14 protein-coding genes are annotated in these 14,962 nt (G+C 71.6%); 9 read left to right on the forward strand and 5 right to left on the reverse strand.

Annotation, left to right across the window (positions count from 1 at the left end; translation table 11 throughout):
* Nucleotides 1-19: 19 nt before the first annotated feature.
* From IO39_RS32350 to IO39_RS32360, 3 genes are read left to right on the forward strand one after another with little or no spacing between them, the layout of a single operon-like run.
* Entirely contained in the window at nt 20-2,098 is a 2,079-nt protein-coding gene (locus IO39_RS32350; protein ID WP_043631009.1) for a glycosyltransferase, read from the forward strand.
* Complete coding sequence (locus IO39_RS32355) at nt 2,095-3,477, forward strand: hypothetical protein (RefSeq protein ID WP_043631013.1); 1,383 nt, start codon at nt 2,095-2,097, stop codon at nt 3,475-3,477. Before IO39_RS32350 ends, IO39_RS32355 begins: the two co-directional genes overlap by 4 nt.
* The gene (locus IO39_RS32360) at nt 3,474-4,793 is read left to right on the forward strand and encodes a hypothetical protein (RefSeq protein ID WP_157549168.1); all 1,320 of its coding nucleotides are present in this window, start codon (nt 3,474-3,476) and stop codon (nt 4,791-4,793) included. Before IO39_RS32355 ends, IO39_RS32360 begins: the two co-directional genes overlap by 4 nt.
* Here IO39_RS32360 and IO39_RS32365 read toward each other — a convergent pair.
* From IO39_RS32365 to IO39_RS32380, 5 genes are all read right to left on the reverse strand, one after another.
* Nucleotides 4,783-5,718 (reverse strand): NAD-dependent epimerase/dehydratase family protein, encoded by a 936-nt coding sequence (locus tag IO39_RS32365; protein WP_043631016.1) that lies wholly within the window; start codon nt 5,716-5,718, stop codon nt 4,783-4,785. The genes IO39_RS32360 and IO39_RS32365 overlap by 11 nt on opposite strands.
* A gap of 139 nt (nt 5,719-5,857) precedes the next feature.
* Nucleotides 5,858-6,904 (reverse strand): 2-oxoacid:ferredoxin oxidoreductase subunit beta, encoded by a 1,047-nt coding sequence (locus IO39_RS32370; protein ID WP_043631020.1) that lies wholly within the window; start codon nt 6,902-6,904, stop codon nt 5,858-5,860.
* Complete coding sequence (locus tag IO39_RS32375) at nt 6,897-8,741, reverse strand: 2-oxoacid:acceptor oxidoreductase subunit alpha (RefSeq protein WP_043631023.1); 1,845 nt, start codon at nt 8,739-8,741, stop codon at nt 6,897-6,899. Before IO39_RS32375 ends, IO39_RS32370 begins: the two co-directional genes overlap by 8 nt.
* A gap of 125 nt (nt 8,742-8,866) precedes the next feature.
* Nucleotides 8,867-8,956: a putative leader peptide gene (locus IO39_RS59720; RefSeq protein ID WP_311132193.1), complete on the reverse strand. Its 90-nt coding sequence runs from the start codon at nt 8,954-8,956 to the stop codon at nt 8,867-8,869.
* Nucleotides 8,957-8,989: 33 nt separating this feature from the next.
* Nucleotides 8,990-10,462 carry a polysaccharide deacetylase family protein gene (locus IO39_RS32380; RefSeq protein ID WP_084773853.1) on the reverse strand — a complete coding sequence of 491 codons (1,473 nt, stop codon included), beginning with the start codon at nt 10,460-10,462 and terminating at the stop codon, nt 8,990-8,992.
* Nucleotides 10,463-10,571: 109 nt separating this feature from the next.
* On the opposite strand from IO39_RS32380, the gene IO39_RS32385 reads away from it, so the two are divergent.
* The 6 genes from IO39_RS32385 to IO39_RS32410 all read left to right on the forward strand — a co-directional run bounded on the left by IO39_RS32385 (nt 10,572) and on the right by IO39_RS32410 (nt 14,739).
* Nucleotides 10,572-10,943: an NADH-quinone oxidoreductase subunit A gene (locus IO39_RS32385; protein ID WP_043631026.1), complete on the forward strand. Its 372-nt coding sequence runs from the start codon at nt 10,572-10,574 to the stop codon at nt 10,941-10,943.
* A 169-nt stretch (nt 10,944-11,112) separates the two neighbouring features.
* A complete protein-coding gene (locus IO39_RS32390; protein WP_043631029.1) occupies nt 11,113-11,535 on the forward strand; it encodes a hypothetical protein in 423 nt (140 codons plus the stop codon).
* A gap of 19 nt (nt 11,536-11,554) precedes the next feature.
* Nucleotides 11,555-12,145: an NADH-quinone oxidoreductase subunit B gene (locus IO39_RS32395; RefSeq protein WP_043631032.1), complete on the forward strand. Its 591-nt coding sequence runs from the start codon at nt 11,555-11,557 to the stop codon at nt 12,143-12,145.
* Nucleotides 12,142-12,738 (forward strand): NADH-quinone oxidoreductase subunit C, encoded by a 597-nt coding sequence (locus IO39_RS32400; protein WP_052423641.1) that lies wholly within the window; start codon nt 12,142-12,144, stop codon nt 12,736-12,738. The genes IO39_RS32395 and IO39_RS32400 overlap by 4 nt, the downstream gene beginning before the upstream one ends.
* Nucleotides 12,731-13,672 (forward strand): NADH-quinone oxidoreductase subunit NuoH, encoded by a 942-nt coding sequence (gene nuoH, locus IO39_RS32405; RefSeq protein ID WP_043631035.1) that lies wholly within the window; start codon nt 12,731-12,733, stop codon nt 13,670-13,672. Before IO39_RS32400 ends, nuoH begins: the two co-directional genes overlap by 8 nt.
* A gap of 113 nt (nt 13,673-13,785) precedes the next feature.
* A complete protein-coding gene (locus tag IO39_RS32410) occupies nt 13,786-14,739 on the forward strand; it encodes a hypothetical protein (RefSeq protein ID WP_043631038.1) in 954 nt (317 codons plus the stop codon).
* Nucleotides 14,740-14,962: the final 223 nt, after the last annotated feature.

Below are 14,962 nucleotides of genomic sequence, written 5' to 3' on the forward strand. Positions count from 1 at the left end.
CACAGATTGGCTACCGCCGATGAGCGTCCCCACGCTTGCCGTCGTCATCGTCACCTACGACAGCGGCCAGATCATCGAGGAATGCCTGGCCAGCCTCGGCCCGGCCCTGGAAGGGGCCGGTCCGGCGCGGACGATCGTGGTGGACAACGACTCGCGCGACGACACCGTGGACAAGGTGCGCGCCGCCGGGCCCGGCGTCGAGCTGGTCAGGACCGGCCGCAACGGCGGGTTCGCGGCCGGCGTGAACGCGGGCATCACCGCCGCCGCCGGCTGCGACGTCCTCGTGCTGAACGCCGACATCAGGCTCCGCCCCGGCTCGGTGCGGCTGCTGCGCGAGCGGCTGGGCGAGCCGGGCGTCGGCATCGCGGTGCCCCGGCTGACCCACGCCGACGGCACGCTCCAGCTCTCGCTGCGCCGCCGCCCCACCGTGCTGCGGGCGGTCGGGGAGGCGCTGCTGGGCGGCCTGCGGGCGGGCAGGTACGCGCCGCTCGGCGAGCTCGTCGTCGACCCCCGCGCCTACGACCGGCCCGCCACCCCGGACTGGGCCACCGGCGCGGCCTGGATGGTCTCCCGCGCCTGCGTGGACGCCGTCGGGCTGCTCGACGAGCGCTACTTCCTGTACTCCGAGGAGACGGAGTACATGCTGCGCATCGGCGACCACGGCTTCACCATCGCCTACGAGCCGCGCGCGCGGGCCGTGCACCTCGGCGGCGAGCAGGCCAACTCCAGCCCGCTCTGGACGCTGGCCGCGCTCAACCGCGTCCGGTTGCACCGCGAACGCCACGGCCGGGCCCGCGGGCAGCTCATGCGGCTGGCGGTGGCGCTGAACGAGGGCCTGCGCGCGGTGTCCCGGGGCGGACGGGCGGGCACGCGCCACCGGCACGCCCTGCGCGCGCTGGCCACGATGGCGGAGTGGCCGACGCTTCCCGGCGACCCGCCGGAGCCGCCGCCCTACGTCTGCTTCTCCGCCCAGGACTGGTGGTACCACAACAGGTCGCATTCCGACTTCCAGCTCATGCGGCACCTGGCGGGGACGCGCAAGGTCCTGATCGTCAACAGCATCGGCATGCGCATGCCGGCGCCCGGCCGGACCACGTTCCCCCTCAGGCGGATCCTCAGGAAGCTGCGCAGCGTCGCCAAGTTCGTCCGCAGGGTGGGACCCCGCTCGTGGGTGATGTCCCCCCTCCCCGTCCCGCTGTACGGCACCCCGCAGGGCAGGGCGCTGAACGCCTGGCTGGTCAGGACCCAGGTACGGGCGGTCTGCGCGCTGCTGGGCCTGCACCGCCCGGTGATCATGGTGACCATCCCGACCGCCTGGGACGCGGTGCGCCCGATGAGCCGCCGCGCCCTGATCTTCAACCGCTCCGACCGCCACTCGGCCTTCCCCGAGTCGGACCGCGCCACGATCGAGGCGCTCGAACGCCGCCTGCTGGAACGTGCCGACCACGTCGTCTACGCCAGCCGCACCCTGATGAGCGAGGAGGCGCCGCTGACCGGGACGCGGGCCCACTTCCTCGACCACGGCGTGGACCTGGAGCACTTCGTCCCGGTCCCGCCCGAGCGGCAGCCACGGGACCTGCGGGACATCCCGGGGCCCCGCATCGGCTTCTTCGGCGCGCTGGACGACTTCGTGGTCGACTTCGAGCTGCTCGAACGGGTCGCCGTGGAGCTGCCGCGGGCCTCGCTCGTCCTGATCGGCGACGCCAACGGCGACATCGGGCGGCTCACCAAGCATCCCAACGTGCACTGGCTCGGCTTCCGCCCGTACTCGGTCATCCCCGCGTACGGGTCCGGCTTCGACGTGGCGATCATGCCGTGGCTGGACAACGACTGGATCAAGCACGCCAACCCGATCAAGCTCAAGGAGTTCCTCGCGCTGGGCCTGCCGGTGGTCAGCACCGCCTTCGGCGAGCTGGCGCACTACGCCGGCCGGGTCAGGGCGGCGGCCACGCACGAGGAGTTCGTCGCGGCGATCAGGACGAGCCTGGCCGAGGGGCCGCCGCAGCCGCCGGAGGCGCTGCGGGCGTCGCTGGCGGAGGCGTCCTGGGCGGCGCGGGCCGCCGCGCTGGCGGCCCTGGCCGAACGGACCAGGGAATGAGCCTGACCGGCCCGGCCCGGCCTCCCGAGGCGGGACCGGCCACGCCAGGGCCGGCCGCCAAGGCGGGAGCGGCCGAGACGGGAGCGGCCAAGCCGAGCAGGGTGGCGCTGGCCAAGGTGGCGACGGTGGTGACGGCCGCGGCCGTGGCGGTCGCGGGCTGGGCCTGGCTGCGTGCGCACCCCACGCCGCCCGCCCCGCCGTCGCTGACGGCCGCGAGCATGTCGTTGCGGCCCGTGCCCTGGGAAGGCGGCCCGGCCGCGTACGCCGGCTGGCCCCGGGCGGTCGCGGCCGGCTGGACCGAGCCCGCGTTCTTCCCCGTGGGGTTGTGGTTCGCCACGGTCCGCGAGCGGGAGCACGTCACCGCCGACCGCGCCATGGGCGTCAACACCTACGTCGAGCTGACCGCCGACAGCCGCCCCGGCCTGCTGCGCGGGACGGGGATGAGCGCGCTGACCGCCGGGGGCCCGGCGGCCGGCGCGGCCCCGGAGACGGTGGGCGCGACGCTCCCCGGCAAGGCCGACGAGTGGGCCGGCATCGGGCACGCCCGCTGGAGCGGGAAGGCCGGCCCCGAGCAGTGCCGGCCCAAGCTGTCCTTCTGCGGCCACACCGTGCTGCGCACCCGCGCCCGCGAGCTGCCCGACGGCTCCCGGCCGGTCTACGCCACCTTCGGCAAGGGCGTCGCCCACCAGGCCACCGACCCGGCGGGCGGCATGTTCGTCAACGACTACGCCGACCTGGTCGGCGTGGACGTCTCCTGGTACGCCGACGAGAACGTCTGCCGCGAGGCCGCCCGCTGGCGCCAGCTCCCGATCACCCAGTGCCGCGCCGCCGCCGGCTACGGCGCGACCGTGGACCGGATACGCGAGCTGGACGCCCTCGACGGCCGCCGCAAACCCGTCTTCTCGGTCATCTCCCTCGCCGGGCTGACCCCCGGCCAGGTGGGCGGCGCGGTGATGAGCTCGCTCATCCACGGCGCGCGCGGCATCGTCTACGACGCCCACGACCCCGGCCCGCGCTGCGAGAGCGCCAACCTGCTGCGCACCGCCTGCGGCGCACCGGTCAGGAAGGCCGTGACCGAGCTGAACGCGCTGATCGGGCGGCTCGCGCCGGTGCTCAACACCCAGTCCTACGCCTACGACTTCGCCCCCCAGCTCGACACCATGCTCAAGCGGCACGACGGCGCCTACTACCTGTTCGCCATGCTCGGGCGCGGCACGGCGACCGGCGGCCACCCGCTCACGGTCCCGGCGAACCTGTCGCCGCGCGGCCGGGTCGAGGACGTGCTGACCGGCCGGCCCGTCGAGGTCGACCGGGAGGGCCGCTTCACCGCCGCCTTCCCCGCCGAGCACGCCTACCACGTCTATCGGATCACCCCGTGACCGGGAGGAACATGGCCCTGCCGAAGGTGTCGAAGTGGACCCTGCTGATCCCGCTGGTGCTGGTGCTGCTGATCGGCCTGGGCTGGGCCGTCACGCAGCGGGGAGAGGAGGCCGGCGCCGAGCGGTTCGACCTGCCGCGCATCCCCTGGGAGGGCGGCCCGGCGTACTACGCCGGCCACCGCGCCGCCGCGGCGGCGGGATGGACGGACCCGGGCTTCTTCCCGATCGGGGTCTGGTTCGAGTCGGTCATCGACGAGCGCGACGTGCGGCTGGACAAGGAGGCCGGGCTCAACACCTACGTCGAGCTGACCGGCAACAGCGACGCCGAGCTGATCCGCAAGCACGGCATGCACGCCATCACCGCCAAGCCGCTGGACGGCGCGGGCCGCGAGACGGTCGGCTGGCTGATCACCGACGAACCCGACATGTTCGCCGGGCCGGGCGACGGCGTCTGGAGCGGCAAGTTCCCCGGCGAGGGCAAGCCCTGCATCCCCGACAAGCCGCCCTGCGGCTACACGGCGATGCGCACCCTGAAGGACAAGCTGCCCAAGAACGACGGCCGCTTCCACTACGCCAACTTCGGCAAGGGCGTCGCCATGTGGGAGACGGACGAGGAGGCGCGCAGGTTCGTCAACTCCTACACCGACGTCATGTCCACCGACATCTACTGGCACACCGACGCCAACATCTGCGACGAGGCGGAGCACTTCCTCCAGCTGCCCCCCGACCGCTGCCGCCGGGCCGCCAACTACGGCCGCACCGTGGAGCGCGGCCGGCGGCTCGACGCCCTGGACGGCCGCCTGCAGCCGGTCTACGCCTTCGTCGAGGTCGGCTGGCCGGGCGCCAACGGCAGCCGGGCGATCACCGGCGAGCAGATCGCCGGGGCCGTCATGAACGCCCTCATCCACGAGGCGCGCGGCGTCGTCTACTTCAACCACAGCTTCGGCGGGCCCTGCATCAGCCAGCACGTGCTGCGCGAGCCGTGCACCAAGGACGTGCGGGCGGCGGTGACCGAGCTGAACCGGCGGATCACCTCGCTGGCGCCGGTGCTCAACACCCAGTCGTACGCCCACACCTTCGAGCCCCGGCTCGACACCATGCTCAAGGCGCACGACGGCTCCTTCTACGTCTTCGCCACCGTGGGGGAGGAGGCCGGGCCCGGTTCGTACACGCTGCGGCTGCCCCCCGGGCTCACCTCGGCCTCCGGCAAGGCGGAGGTGCTCTTCGAGAACCGCACCGTGCCCCTCCGCGGCGGCGCCATCACCGACACCTTCGAGCGGCTGGACTCCTACCACGTCTACCGGATCACGCCGTGAGCGTGCCGGCGTACCAGTCGAGCGTGCGGCGCAGGCCCTCGGCCAGGGGGACGGTGGCGCGCCAGCCGATCAGGTCGAGGGCCGGGCCGGTGTCGGCCACCTGCGTGATGTCGAGCGCGCGGTCGGCCACGGCGCCGAAGGGCGGCTCGCCCGGGTGGCCCGCCAGCTCGTAGAGCAGCTCGACCAGCTCGCGCGCCGAGGTGCCGAGGCCGGTGCCCACGTCGAACGACTGCCCGACCGCCCGGTCGCTGCCCGCCGCCGCGACGAAGGCCGCGACCACGTCGTCCACGTACACCCAGTCGGCCACCTTGGCGCCGCTGGTCAGGCGCGGCTCCTCGCCCCGCAGCAGGGCCAGCGTCACGTACGGCACCAGCTTGGCCGTGTCGCGCTGCGCGGGCCCGTACACCATGGAGGGACGCAGCACCGTGCACGGCAGGTCCCACAACCGCCGGTACAGGTCGGCGTAGCCCGCCGCGGCGTGCTTGGCCATCGCGTACGGCGACGGCGCGGCGGCGTGCCCGTTGCCCGGCCGGGGCTCCTCGATCGAGCCCGCCAGCACCATCCGGCACCCGTGGCGCACGGCGGCCGTCAGCAGGTTGACCGTGGTCTGCAGGTTGCCCGCCAGCGTGACGGGCACCAGCTCCGCGTCCCTGGCGCCGTTGACCTCGCTGGCCAGGTGGAAGACGACGTCGGGGGCGACCGCGCGCAGCAGCCCGGCCGTCGCCTCCTGGTCGCGCAGGTCCACCCGGTGCCGGCGCATCGCGCCGTCGCCTGTCGCGGGGGCGCCCGTCGCGCTGTTGCCCGTCGCGGGGCCGCGGCTCACCGCGTGGACCTCGGCCCCCAGCGCGGCCAGCCGGGCGGCGAGATGCCCCCCGATGAAACCCGAGGCCCCCGTCACCAGGGCCCGCCTGCCCGTCCAGTCCATCGCCGGCACCCCCCGTCACAGGATCTATCCCGGGCCGCTCCCGCGCCGTTACGGCGGCGGCAGGGGATGCCGGCCCGGGAAAGCCGAACGCCGCCGCCCCTTCAGGAGGGGGCGGCGGCGTTCGGCGATGCGGCGGGCGTCAGCCGATGCGCCAGGTGTCGCCACCCTGCAGCAGCTCGTGCAGGTCGCCCGGGCCCTGCTGGGCCACGGACTCCTCCAGCTGCTCGGCCATCAGCACGTCGTAGGCCGGGCGGTCGACCTGGCGGAAGATGCCGATCGGCACGTGCTCGAAGGCCGGCTCGTCGAGCCTGCTGAGCGCGAAGGCCACCGACGGGTCGGGGTTGTGCGCGTCGTGGACGAGGATGCGCTCCTCGCTCACGCTCTCGCGCGGCACGACCTCGATGTTTCCGTCGGCGCCCCGCACGGCCGCCTTGGAGGCGCTCACGATCGGCCGGCCGTGCTCCAGGCGCAGCGTGATGTCGTCGCGAACCTCGGGGTCCTTGAGCTGCTCGAAGGCGTTGTCGTTGAAGATGTTGCAGTTCTGGTAGATCTCCACCAGCGACGTGCCGCGGTGCGCGGTCGCCTCGCGCAGCACCGACTGCAGGTGCTTGCGGTCGGAGTCGATGGTCCTGGCCACGAACGACGCCTCGGCGCCGATGGCCAGCGAGATCGGGTTGAACGGCTTGTCCAGCGAGCCCATCGGCGTCGACTTGGTGACCTTGCCGACCTCGGAGGTGGGCGAGTATTGACCCTTGGTCAGACCGTAGATCCGGTTGTTGAACAGCAGGATGTTCAGGTTGACGTTGCGGCGCAGCGCGTGGATCAGGTGGTTGCCGCCGATGGACAGCGCGTCGCCGTCACCCGTGATCACCCACACGCTCAGGTCGGGCCTGCTGGCCGCCAGCCCGGTGGCGATCGCCGGGGCCCGCCCGTGGATGGAGTGGAAGCCGTAGGTGTTGAGGTAGTACGGGAAGCGCGAGGAGCACCCGATGCCGGAGACGAACACGATGTTCTCGCGCCTGAGCCCCAGCTCGGGCAGGAAGCTCTGCACCGCGGCCAGGATCGCGTAGTCACCGCAGCCCGGGCACCAGCGCACCTCCTGGTCGGACTTGAAGTCCTTCAGGCCCTGCTTCACGTCGGTCTTCGGGACGAGCGACAGCCCCTTCCCGTTGATGAGCTCAGTCACTGTCGATCACGTCCTGGATGACTCCGGCCAGCTCCTCGGCCTTGAACGGGAGCCCGCGCACACGGTTGTAGCTGATCACGTCGACGAGGTAGCGCGCCCGCAGCAGCAGGGCGAGCTGGCCGAGGTTGATCTCGGGCAGCAGGACCTTGTCGTAGCGCTTGAGCACCTCGCCGGTGTTGGCCGGCAGCGGGTTGAGGTGGCGCAGGTGGGCCTGGGCGACCTTGCCGCCGGCGCGCCTGATCCGCCGGACGGCGGCGGCGATCGGCCCGTACGTCGAACCCCAGCCGAGGACCAGCACCTTCGCCTCGCCGTCGGGGTCGTCCACGTCGAGGTCGGGGACGTCGATGCCGGCGATCTTGGCGGCCCGGGTGCGGACCATCAGGTCGTGGTTGTCGGGGTCGTAGGAGATGTTGCCGGTGCCGTCGGCCTTCTCGATGCCGCCGATGCGGTGTTCGAGCCCGGCGGTGCCGGGGACGGCCCACGGGCGGGCGAGGGTCTCGGCGTCCCGCTGGTAGGGCAGGAACGCGCCGTCCGCGCCGTTGGGCTCGGTGGTGAACTCCTGCGAGATGTCGGGCAGGTCGGAGACCTCGGGCAGGCGCCACGGCTCGGAGCCGTTGGCCAGGTAGCCGTCGGACAGCAGCATGACCGGGGTGCGGTATTTCACCGCGATCCTGGCCGCCTCGACCGCCGCGTCGAAACAGTCGCTCGGCGACATCGGCGCCACGATCGGCACCGGCGACTCGCCGTTGCGGCCGAACATGGCCATCAGCAGGTCGGTCTGCTCGGTCTTGGTCGGCATGCCGGTGCTCGGGCCGGCCCGCTGCACGTCGACCACGATCAGCGGCAGCTCGGTCGTGACCGCGAGACCGATCGTCTCCGACTTCAGCGCCACGCCGGGACCGCTCGTCGTGGTCACGCCCAGCGCGCCGCCGAACGCGGCCCCCAGCGCCGCGCCGACGCCCGCGATCTCGTCCTCCGCCTGGAAGGTGCGGATGCCGAACCGCTTGTGCTTCGACAGCTCGTGCAGGATGTCGCTGGCCGGGGTGATCGGGTAGGAGCCCAGGAACAGCGGCAGCTTCGCCTGCACGCTCGCGGCGATCAGTCCGTACGCCAGCGCCTGGTTGCCCGAGATGTTGCGATAGACGCCGGGCGCGAGCTGCGCGGGCTTGACCTCGTAGGAGACCGAGAACGACTCGGTCGTCTCCCCGTAGTTCCAGCCCGCCTGGAAGGCGGCGATGTTGGCCTTGGCCAGGTCGGGCTTCTTGGCGAACTTCTGCTCGAGGAACTTGATCGTCTGCTCGGTCGGGCGGTGGTAGAGCCACGACAGCAGGCCGAGGGCGAACATGTTCTTCGAGCGCTCGGCGTCCTTCTTGGACAGGTCGAAGTTCTCCAGCGCCTTGACCGTGAGCGAGGTCAGCGGCACCGCGTGCAGGCGCCACTCGCTGAGCGAGTCGTCCTCCAGCGGATTGGCGTCGTAGCCGACCTTCTGCAGGTTGCGCTTGGTGAACTCGTCGGTGTTGGCGATGATGTCCGCGCCCCTGGGCAGGTCGCCCAGGTTGGCCTTGAGCGCGGCCGGGTTCATCGCCACGAGCACGTTGGGGGCGTCGCCGGGCGTCAGGATGTCGTGGTCGGCGAAGTGAAGCTGGAAGCTGGACACGCCGGGCAGGGTGCCTGCGGGCGCGCGGATCTCGGCGGGGAAGTTGGGAAGCGTCGACAGGTCGTTGCCGAACTCCGCCGTCCCCGCGGTGAAGCGGTCACCGGTGAGCTGCATGCCGTCGCCGGAGTCGCCGGCGAATCTGATGATCACGCGGTCGAGTTGCCGGACCTGCTTCGTCACAGCTCAGTCCTCCTCGACGCGCCAATGCGCGGTTGCTTCGGGCGCGTTCTCTGTTTCCATGCTAGATCCTCGGAAGGTCACGCGTTTGCATGCCGCGCAAAGCGGGTAAACGCGGGCGGAGTCAGTCAGGGTGAGGTGGGAGAACGACGACACAGCCCGGACGCGAGCCTGCAGAGGTCTACATGCAGGCGGGCGAACAGGACGGTTCGGGTCACGAGCGCCAACTATACGTCCCCCCAACACGTGTGCTAGGTCAGGGGCTGCCTACGTGGCAGCCCGTTTCCTGACTCGTACAGGCGTCCGGCCTGCATCCCCGCAGAGCCGTACAACTCAGCAACGGTCACGAAGCTGTAACCCTTCCCGCGCAACTGTTTGAGGATGTCCGGAACCGCGTCCACGGTTTCCCGCCGAATGTCGTGCATAAGAATGATCGCACCTGGGCGGGCTTCCCGCACAGTCCGGCCGGCGATGTCGCGCGCCGTGCCGCCGTGCCGGTCCTTGGCGTCGACATCCCAGTTGACCAGCGACGACCCCATGTTCCGCGTGACGTTGCGCAGCTGCCGGCTCACGGCGCCGTACGGCGGACGCACCAGCGTCGGCGTCTGCCCGATGACCGCCGACACCACGTCCTTGGTCCTGTCGAGCGAGTCGGCGATTTTGCTGCTGCCCTGTTTCGACAGGTCCTTATGGTCCCAGCTGTGATTGCCGACGAGGTGGCCCTCCTCGCTCATCCGGCGCAGCAGCGCCGGCTGCGCGGCCGCGTTGCTGCCGAGGACGAAGAACGTGGCCCGCGCCCGCTCCTTCGCCAGCAGGTCGAGCAGCCGCCCGGTGTCGGGCCCCGGCCCGTCGTCGAACGTCAGCGCGACGCACTTGGCCCGCGCGCAGTCCACGCTCCCGGCCCGGTTGCTGACGGCGTCGGGGCTGCGGGTGGGGGTGAAGTGGGGCACCTCGTCGGCCGCCGCGCCGCCGGCCGACTCCCGCACGCTCTCCTGCGCCCGCCGGCCCAGGGGGGACAGCAGCGGCTCGACCCGGGCCGCCCGCACCGCCACCGCCAGCCGGCCGAGCGAGCACGGCCCGAGCTGGCAGTCGTCGAACTCGACGACGAGGTCCCCGTCGCGGTTGAACGCCATCGAGTCGAACGTGTCGCCCTCGGCCGTCACCCGGTCGGCCTGGGGCCCGCGATCCCGCAGCTCCGCCTTGACCAGCACCGCGAGCCGCCGCAGCGCCGGCTCGCCCGCCAGCAGGCCCGTGGAGTCCACGGCCTTGCCCTCGCGCGGGTCGTACCAGTACGTGCGCGTGGAGTTGCCCCAGCTCTCGTGCAGGTACTCGCCGGTGCGCAGGCGGACCGCGACGGCCTTGGAGGAGGCGGCGGCGAGCTGCCAGTCCACGTTCAGCTCGGGGCGGGGCGTGACGGGGTCCGCGCTTTCGGTGCGGTCGCGGAAGTCCTTGAGCTGCCGCTCGGCCTGGGCGCGCAGGGCGCGGTTGAGCGCGGTGGCGCCGGCGAACTCGGGATAGTTGATGTGCACGTACCGGCTGCCCGGGTCGTCGTCGGTCAGCGTCTCGGTGGACAGGCCGACGACGGTCGCCGGGTCGACGAAGTCGATCAGCGTCGGCTCGGCCGGCACCATGAGGCCCCGCTCGGGGGCGGCGGCGGCCATTCCGCATCCGGAGGCCGAGAGGGCCAGCAGGGCAACCCCGGAGACGAAACGCGACTTGTGCATGGATGTCAGAGTATGGTGCCGATCTTCCGCTTTACCCCGATTTTGTGTGATAGGGCCGGAGCCTTTGACCGCTCTGGGTAACCGGGCCGCGCCGGGTTACGATCACGGCATGGACGGCTACTTCGGGTCGTACGCGCTCGTCGCCGCACTGCTCGCCATCGGCGTCGCCATCGTGGCCGGCGCCCTGTTCGCCAACCGCCTCCTGCGCCCGTCCCGGCCCACGCCGGAGAAGCTGACCACGTACGAGTGCGGGGTCGATCCCGTCGGGGAGGGCTGGGCGCAGTCCCAGGTGCGCTACTACGTCTTCACCTACCTCTATGTCGTGTTCGCCGTGGACGCCGTCTTCCTGTTCCCCTGGGCCACGGTCTTCGACGCGCCCGGCTACGGGCTGGCGACGCTCATGGAGATGTTCGTCTTCCTGGGCTTCATCGCGCTGGGCATCCTGTACGCCTGGCGCAAGCGCGTCCTGACCTGGACCTGACGCGCGCCCGCTCCATCCGCTGCCCGGGCCTGTCCGGGCGCCCTGATCGCGCCGGGTCCGTCCGTTATCCGAGTGTGCCCGGGGTCTGGCACTTTGCTGTGCCATGTCCGCCACTTGCCCCGAGTGCGCCCAGCCCTTGAAGCCGGCGCCTCCGTACCCCGTGTGGTGCATGTCGTGCGACTGGAACGTCCTGCCGGTGCGCGGGCTCATGGTGCTGCTGGAGCTGCTGCTCTACCGGTCGTCGCAGCGGGCCGAGTACCGGGCGGACGAGCTGGGGGCCCGGGTCGCGGGCGTGCCCGGCATGGTCGCGCTGCTCGACGCCCTGGACACCCGCGCGTACTCCGCCGCCCGCTTCCTGGAGACCAGCGCCCACACCGTGCGGCCCGAGGAGATGTGGACGGCGCTGCGCGGGGCCGTGGACGCCGTGCCCGGCTTCGAGACCGAACGCCGCCGCCGGGCGGCCCGGCTGGAGAAGCTGCGGGTGGACCAGACGCACCCGGCCACGTACCTGCGGATGGAGTGGGTGGCCGGCCTGCCGTACGAGGAGGTGGGGGCCGACGCTCCCCACCGAGATTCCTTGCCTTACCTGTGATCCGCGCGAGAATGTCCATATGGCAGCAACGGATCTCCCGATGCCCACCGTGGGCCCGATCTCCCGGTTGGCCCCCAAACCCATGCGTTTCGTGCTCAACTGGGGCCGCCGCTACTCGCTGTGGGTGTTCAACTTCGGGCTGGCCTGCTGCGCCATCGAGTTCATCGCGGCCTCCACGAGCCGGCACGACTTCATCCGCTTCGGCGTGATCCCGTTCGCGAACGGCCCCAGGCAGGCCGACCTCATGATCGTCTCGGGCACGGTCACCGACAAGATGGCCCCGGCCGTGAAGCGTCTCTACGAGCAGATGCCCGACCCCAAATACGTGATCTCGTTCGGCGCCTGCTCCAACACCGGCGGGCCGTACTGGGACTCCTACTGCGTCACCAACGGCGTGGACCAGATCATCCCCGTCGACGTCTACGTCCCCGGCTGCCCGCCCCGGCCCGAGGCGCTGCTGTACGGCATCACCAAGCTCCAGGAGAAGATCGCCGGCGAGAGGCTGAGCGACCGCTACGTCTGGTCCCGCTCCCACGAGTCCCCCACCGCCCCGGAGCCGCCCGCCGGCCCCGGCGGGCCGTCGCAGCAGAAGCCGGAGCTGGAGGCATGAGCGGCCACGACGGGCACGTCGGCCACGACGGGCACGACGGGCACGACGGGCTCGCGGGCATTCCCGGGCGCTTCGGCGACGACCGCGTCCAGATCACCGAGTCCTACGGCGACACCACGCTCGACGTCGCCCCCGCCGACTGGATCGAGCTGCTCACCCACGTCCGCGACGACCTCGGCTACGCCTTCTTCGACTGGCTGACCGGTGTGGACGAGCCTCCCGACGCCTTCGCCGTCGTGGCCCACGTCTACAACCCGGCCGCGGGCCGGCGCCTGCTCCTGCGCACCCGCGTGCCCCGCGACGACCCGCGCCTGCCCTCCGCCGTGCCCGTCTACCGGGGCGCGAACTGGCACGAACGCGAGACGTACGAGATGTTCGGCGTGATCTTCGACGACCACCCCAACCTCGTGCCCCTGCTCCTGCCCGACGGTTTCGAAGGGCACCCGCTGCGCAAGGACTTCATCCTGGCCGCCCGCGTCGCCAAGCCCTGGCCCGGCGCGAAGGAGCCGGGGGAGTCGGGCCACGGCGCGCCGAGCCGCCGCAAGACGCTTCCACCCGGAGTACCGGCCGACTGGGGGCCACCCGATGCTTGAAGTGGTGCTGAGCTTCGTCGTCATCCTCGTCGTGTTCCTGGTGCTCCCCCTGATCGTGGGACAGACCGAGCACAAGGTCATGGCCCACATGCAGTCCCGCCTCGGCCCGATGTACGCCGGTGGCTTCCACGGCTGGGCGCAGCTCATCGCCGACGGCGTGAAGTTCGCACAGAAGGAGGACATCATCCCGGCCGCGGCCGACCGCCGCATCTTCATGATCGCCCCGGGCGTGGCGCTGGTCCCGTACCTGCTGGTGCTGATCGTCATCCCCATCGACCGCGACCGCGTCGCGGTGAACCTCGACCTCGGCCTCTTCTTCGTCCTCGCCGTGATGGGCGTCGGCGTGCTGGGCTCGATCATGGCGGGCTGGGCGTCGGCCAACAAATACTCCGTGCTCGGCGGCATGCGCTCCGCGGCCCAGCTCATGTCGTACGAGCTGCCGCTCGTCCTGGCCGCCTCCTCGGTCGCCATGGCGGCGGGCACTCTGTCGCTCCCCGGCATCGTCGAGGCCTGGCAGTGGTGGTGGCTGCCCTGGCAGGCGATCGGCGGCGTCGTCTTCTTCCTGGCCGGCCTGGCCGAGCTGCGCCGCCCGCCGTTCGACATGCCGATCGCCGAGTCCGAGATCATCATGGGCCCGATGACCGAGTACACCGGCATGCGCTTCGCGCTCTTCATGCTCTCGGAGTACGTCGGGATCGTCGTGTTGTCGTTCCTGACCACCGTGCTGTTCCTGGGCGGCTGGCAGGGCCCGTTCCTGGCGGGCTGGATCTGGACCCTGCTGAAGGTCTTCCTGCTGGCCTTCGTGGTCATCTGGCTCCGGGTCACCTACCCGCGGCTCCGCGAGGACCAGCTCCAGAAGCTCGCCTGGGCGGTCCTCGTGCCCCTGGCCCTCGTACAGCTCGCGCTCACCGGCGTCGTCAAGGTCCTCATCTGAACCCGGGGCTTCGGCCGGCGGGGGCGTTCCCCGGAAACCTTATTCCCGCTTTATTCGTCATAAGTGGGCAAGGGGCGCTTTAGGGGCTAGATGATTTCCGGGGGTTCAGGCGAGTGGACCAACTCCGACCGATCGCCGGCGCGACAAAGGGCGGCAGACGTCCGAAAACAGTCCTGACCTGCGATCGCGGAACACTCACCGTCACCGACCACGCCTCGGGCGAGTCCCGCACCGTGACCCCGGCCCGCCTTTACCACTACCGCGTCAAACGAACGTCGTCCGCCAAGGGCGGGCAGCGCCTGCACGGCCTGGCCGCCCTGGACGCCGACGGCCTCGTCCTCCTCGACCTCCCGGGCGAGTGGTACGGGAAAGACCTGCGGAGATTCGCGGACAGGGCCGGAATCCCGCTGGAGGACGCCCGCGAGTACGCCTCCCGGCCGGTCCGCGTCGCCCTCGCGTCCCGCGCCCCGGGCTGGCGGCGCATCCGCGGCCTCCGGGCCCCCTCCGCGGGCGCGTGGCGCAAACCGGTCGGCATCTGCCTGGCCGTCGCGGGCGCGGCCCTGATGGCGTATTTCATCTCCATGGGGATGTGGGCCGCGTGGCGCGGGTTGTCGATGGCCGGCCGATTGGTTCTCGATCTGCTCGACGCGAAATGGTTCCTGGCGCTGTTCAGCCCTGCCCTGCTCGTCTTCCGCCCTCTTGTGGTGAAATTCCACCGCATACGCGTCAGAAAGGGCCTGGTCCTCGGCCCGCACGGCGGCCCGGGTCTCACCATGGGAGCACGCAACGTCCTCCAGGTCACGCAGGGCAAGGAGGTCCTGGACGAGGTGCGCATGGGCCGGGCGTACGGCCGGGCCTTCCGGCTCCTCCTCTACCGCTTCGAGCATCTGACCGGGCTGGCCGTCCTCGACTCCCAGGACCGCGTCCTCCACCACCTCCCCGGCCCCTGGTCCCCGGAGGAGGCCGACCGGTTCGCGAAACGCCACGAACTCCTGCTGGCCGTCCACCGGGTGTCCCGCGAGGAGTACCTCGCCCTGACCCGGAACGCTCGGGAAGCCACCCCTTGACCCGGAACGCTCGGGAAGTCACCCCCCTGACCAGGAACGTTCGGGAAGCCACCCCTGATCAGCAGCCCTCGCAGCCGCGGCCACCCGCGCCTCACCGAGACCGCCCGAGGCATGGCCCCCGTTCGCAGGCGACAGAACACCGCACCACCCCAGCAGTCCTCTTGGGGAGAGCCGGAAGCCCAGGGGAGCGAGGTGAGCCAGAGGGCGAGGCGGGGGTATGGAG

The organism is Nonomuraea candida, assembly GCF_000725485.1.
In the GTDB taxonomy this organism is placed as follows: Bacteria; Actinomycetota; Actinomycetes; order Streptosporangiales; family Streptosporangiaceae; genus Nonomuraea; species Nonomuraea candida.

What these genes read in the sequence shown, in the direction of transcription:
- IO39_RS32350 (WP_043631009.1), top strand. Translation starts at nt 20, where the DNA reads ATGAGCGTCCCCACGCTTGCCGTCGTCATCGTCACCTACGACAGCGGC.
- IO39_RS32355 (WP_043631013.1), top strand. Translation starts at nt 2,095, where the DNA reads ATGAGCCTGACCGGCCCGGCCCGGCCTCCCGAGGCGGGACCGGCCACG.
- IO39_RS32365 (WP_043631016.1), bottom strand. Translation starts at nt 5,718, where the DNA reads ATGGACTGGACGGGCAGGCGGGCCCTGGTGACGGGGGCCTCGGGTTTC.
- IO39_RS32380 (WP_084773853.1), bottom strand. Translation starts at nt 10,462, where the DNA reads ATGCACAAGTCGCGTTTCGTCTCCGGGGTTGCCCTGCTGGCCCTCTCG.
- IO39_RS32385 (WP_043631026.1), top strand. Translation starts at nt 10,572, where the DNA reads ATGGACGGCTACTTCGGGTCGTACGCGCTCGTCGCCGCACTGCTCGCC.
- IO39_RS32390 (WP_043631029.1), top strand. Translation starts at nt 11,113, where the DNA reads ATGTCGTGCGACTGGAACGTCCTGCCGGTGCGCGGGCTCATGGTGCTG.
- IO39_RS32395 (WP_043631032.1), top strand. Translation starts at nt 11,555, where the DNA reads ATGGCAGCAACGGATCTCCCGATGCCCACCGTGGGCCCGATCTCCCGG.
- IO39_RS32400 (WP_052423641.1), top strand. Translation starts at nt 12,142, where the DNA reads ATGAGCGGCCACGACGGGCACGTCGGCCACGACGGGCACGACGGGCAC.
- nuoH (WP_043631035.1), top strand. Translation starts at nt 12,731, where the DNA reads ATGCTTGAAGTGGTGCTGAGCTTCGTCGTCATCCTCGTCGTGTTCCTG.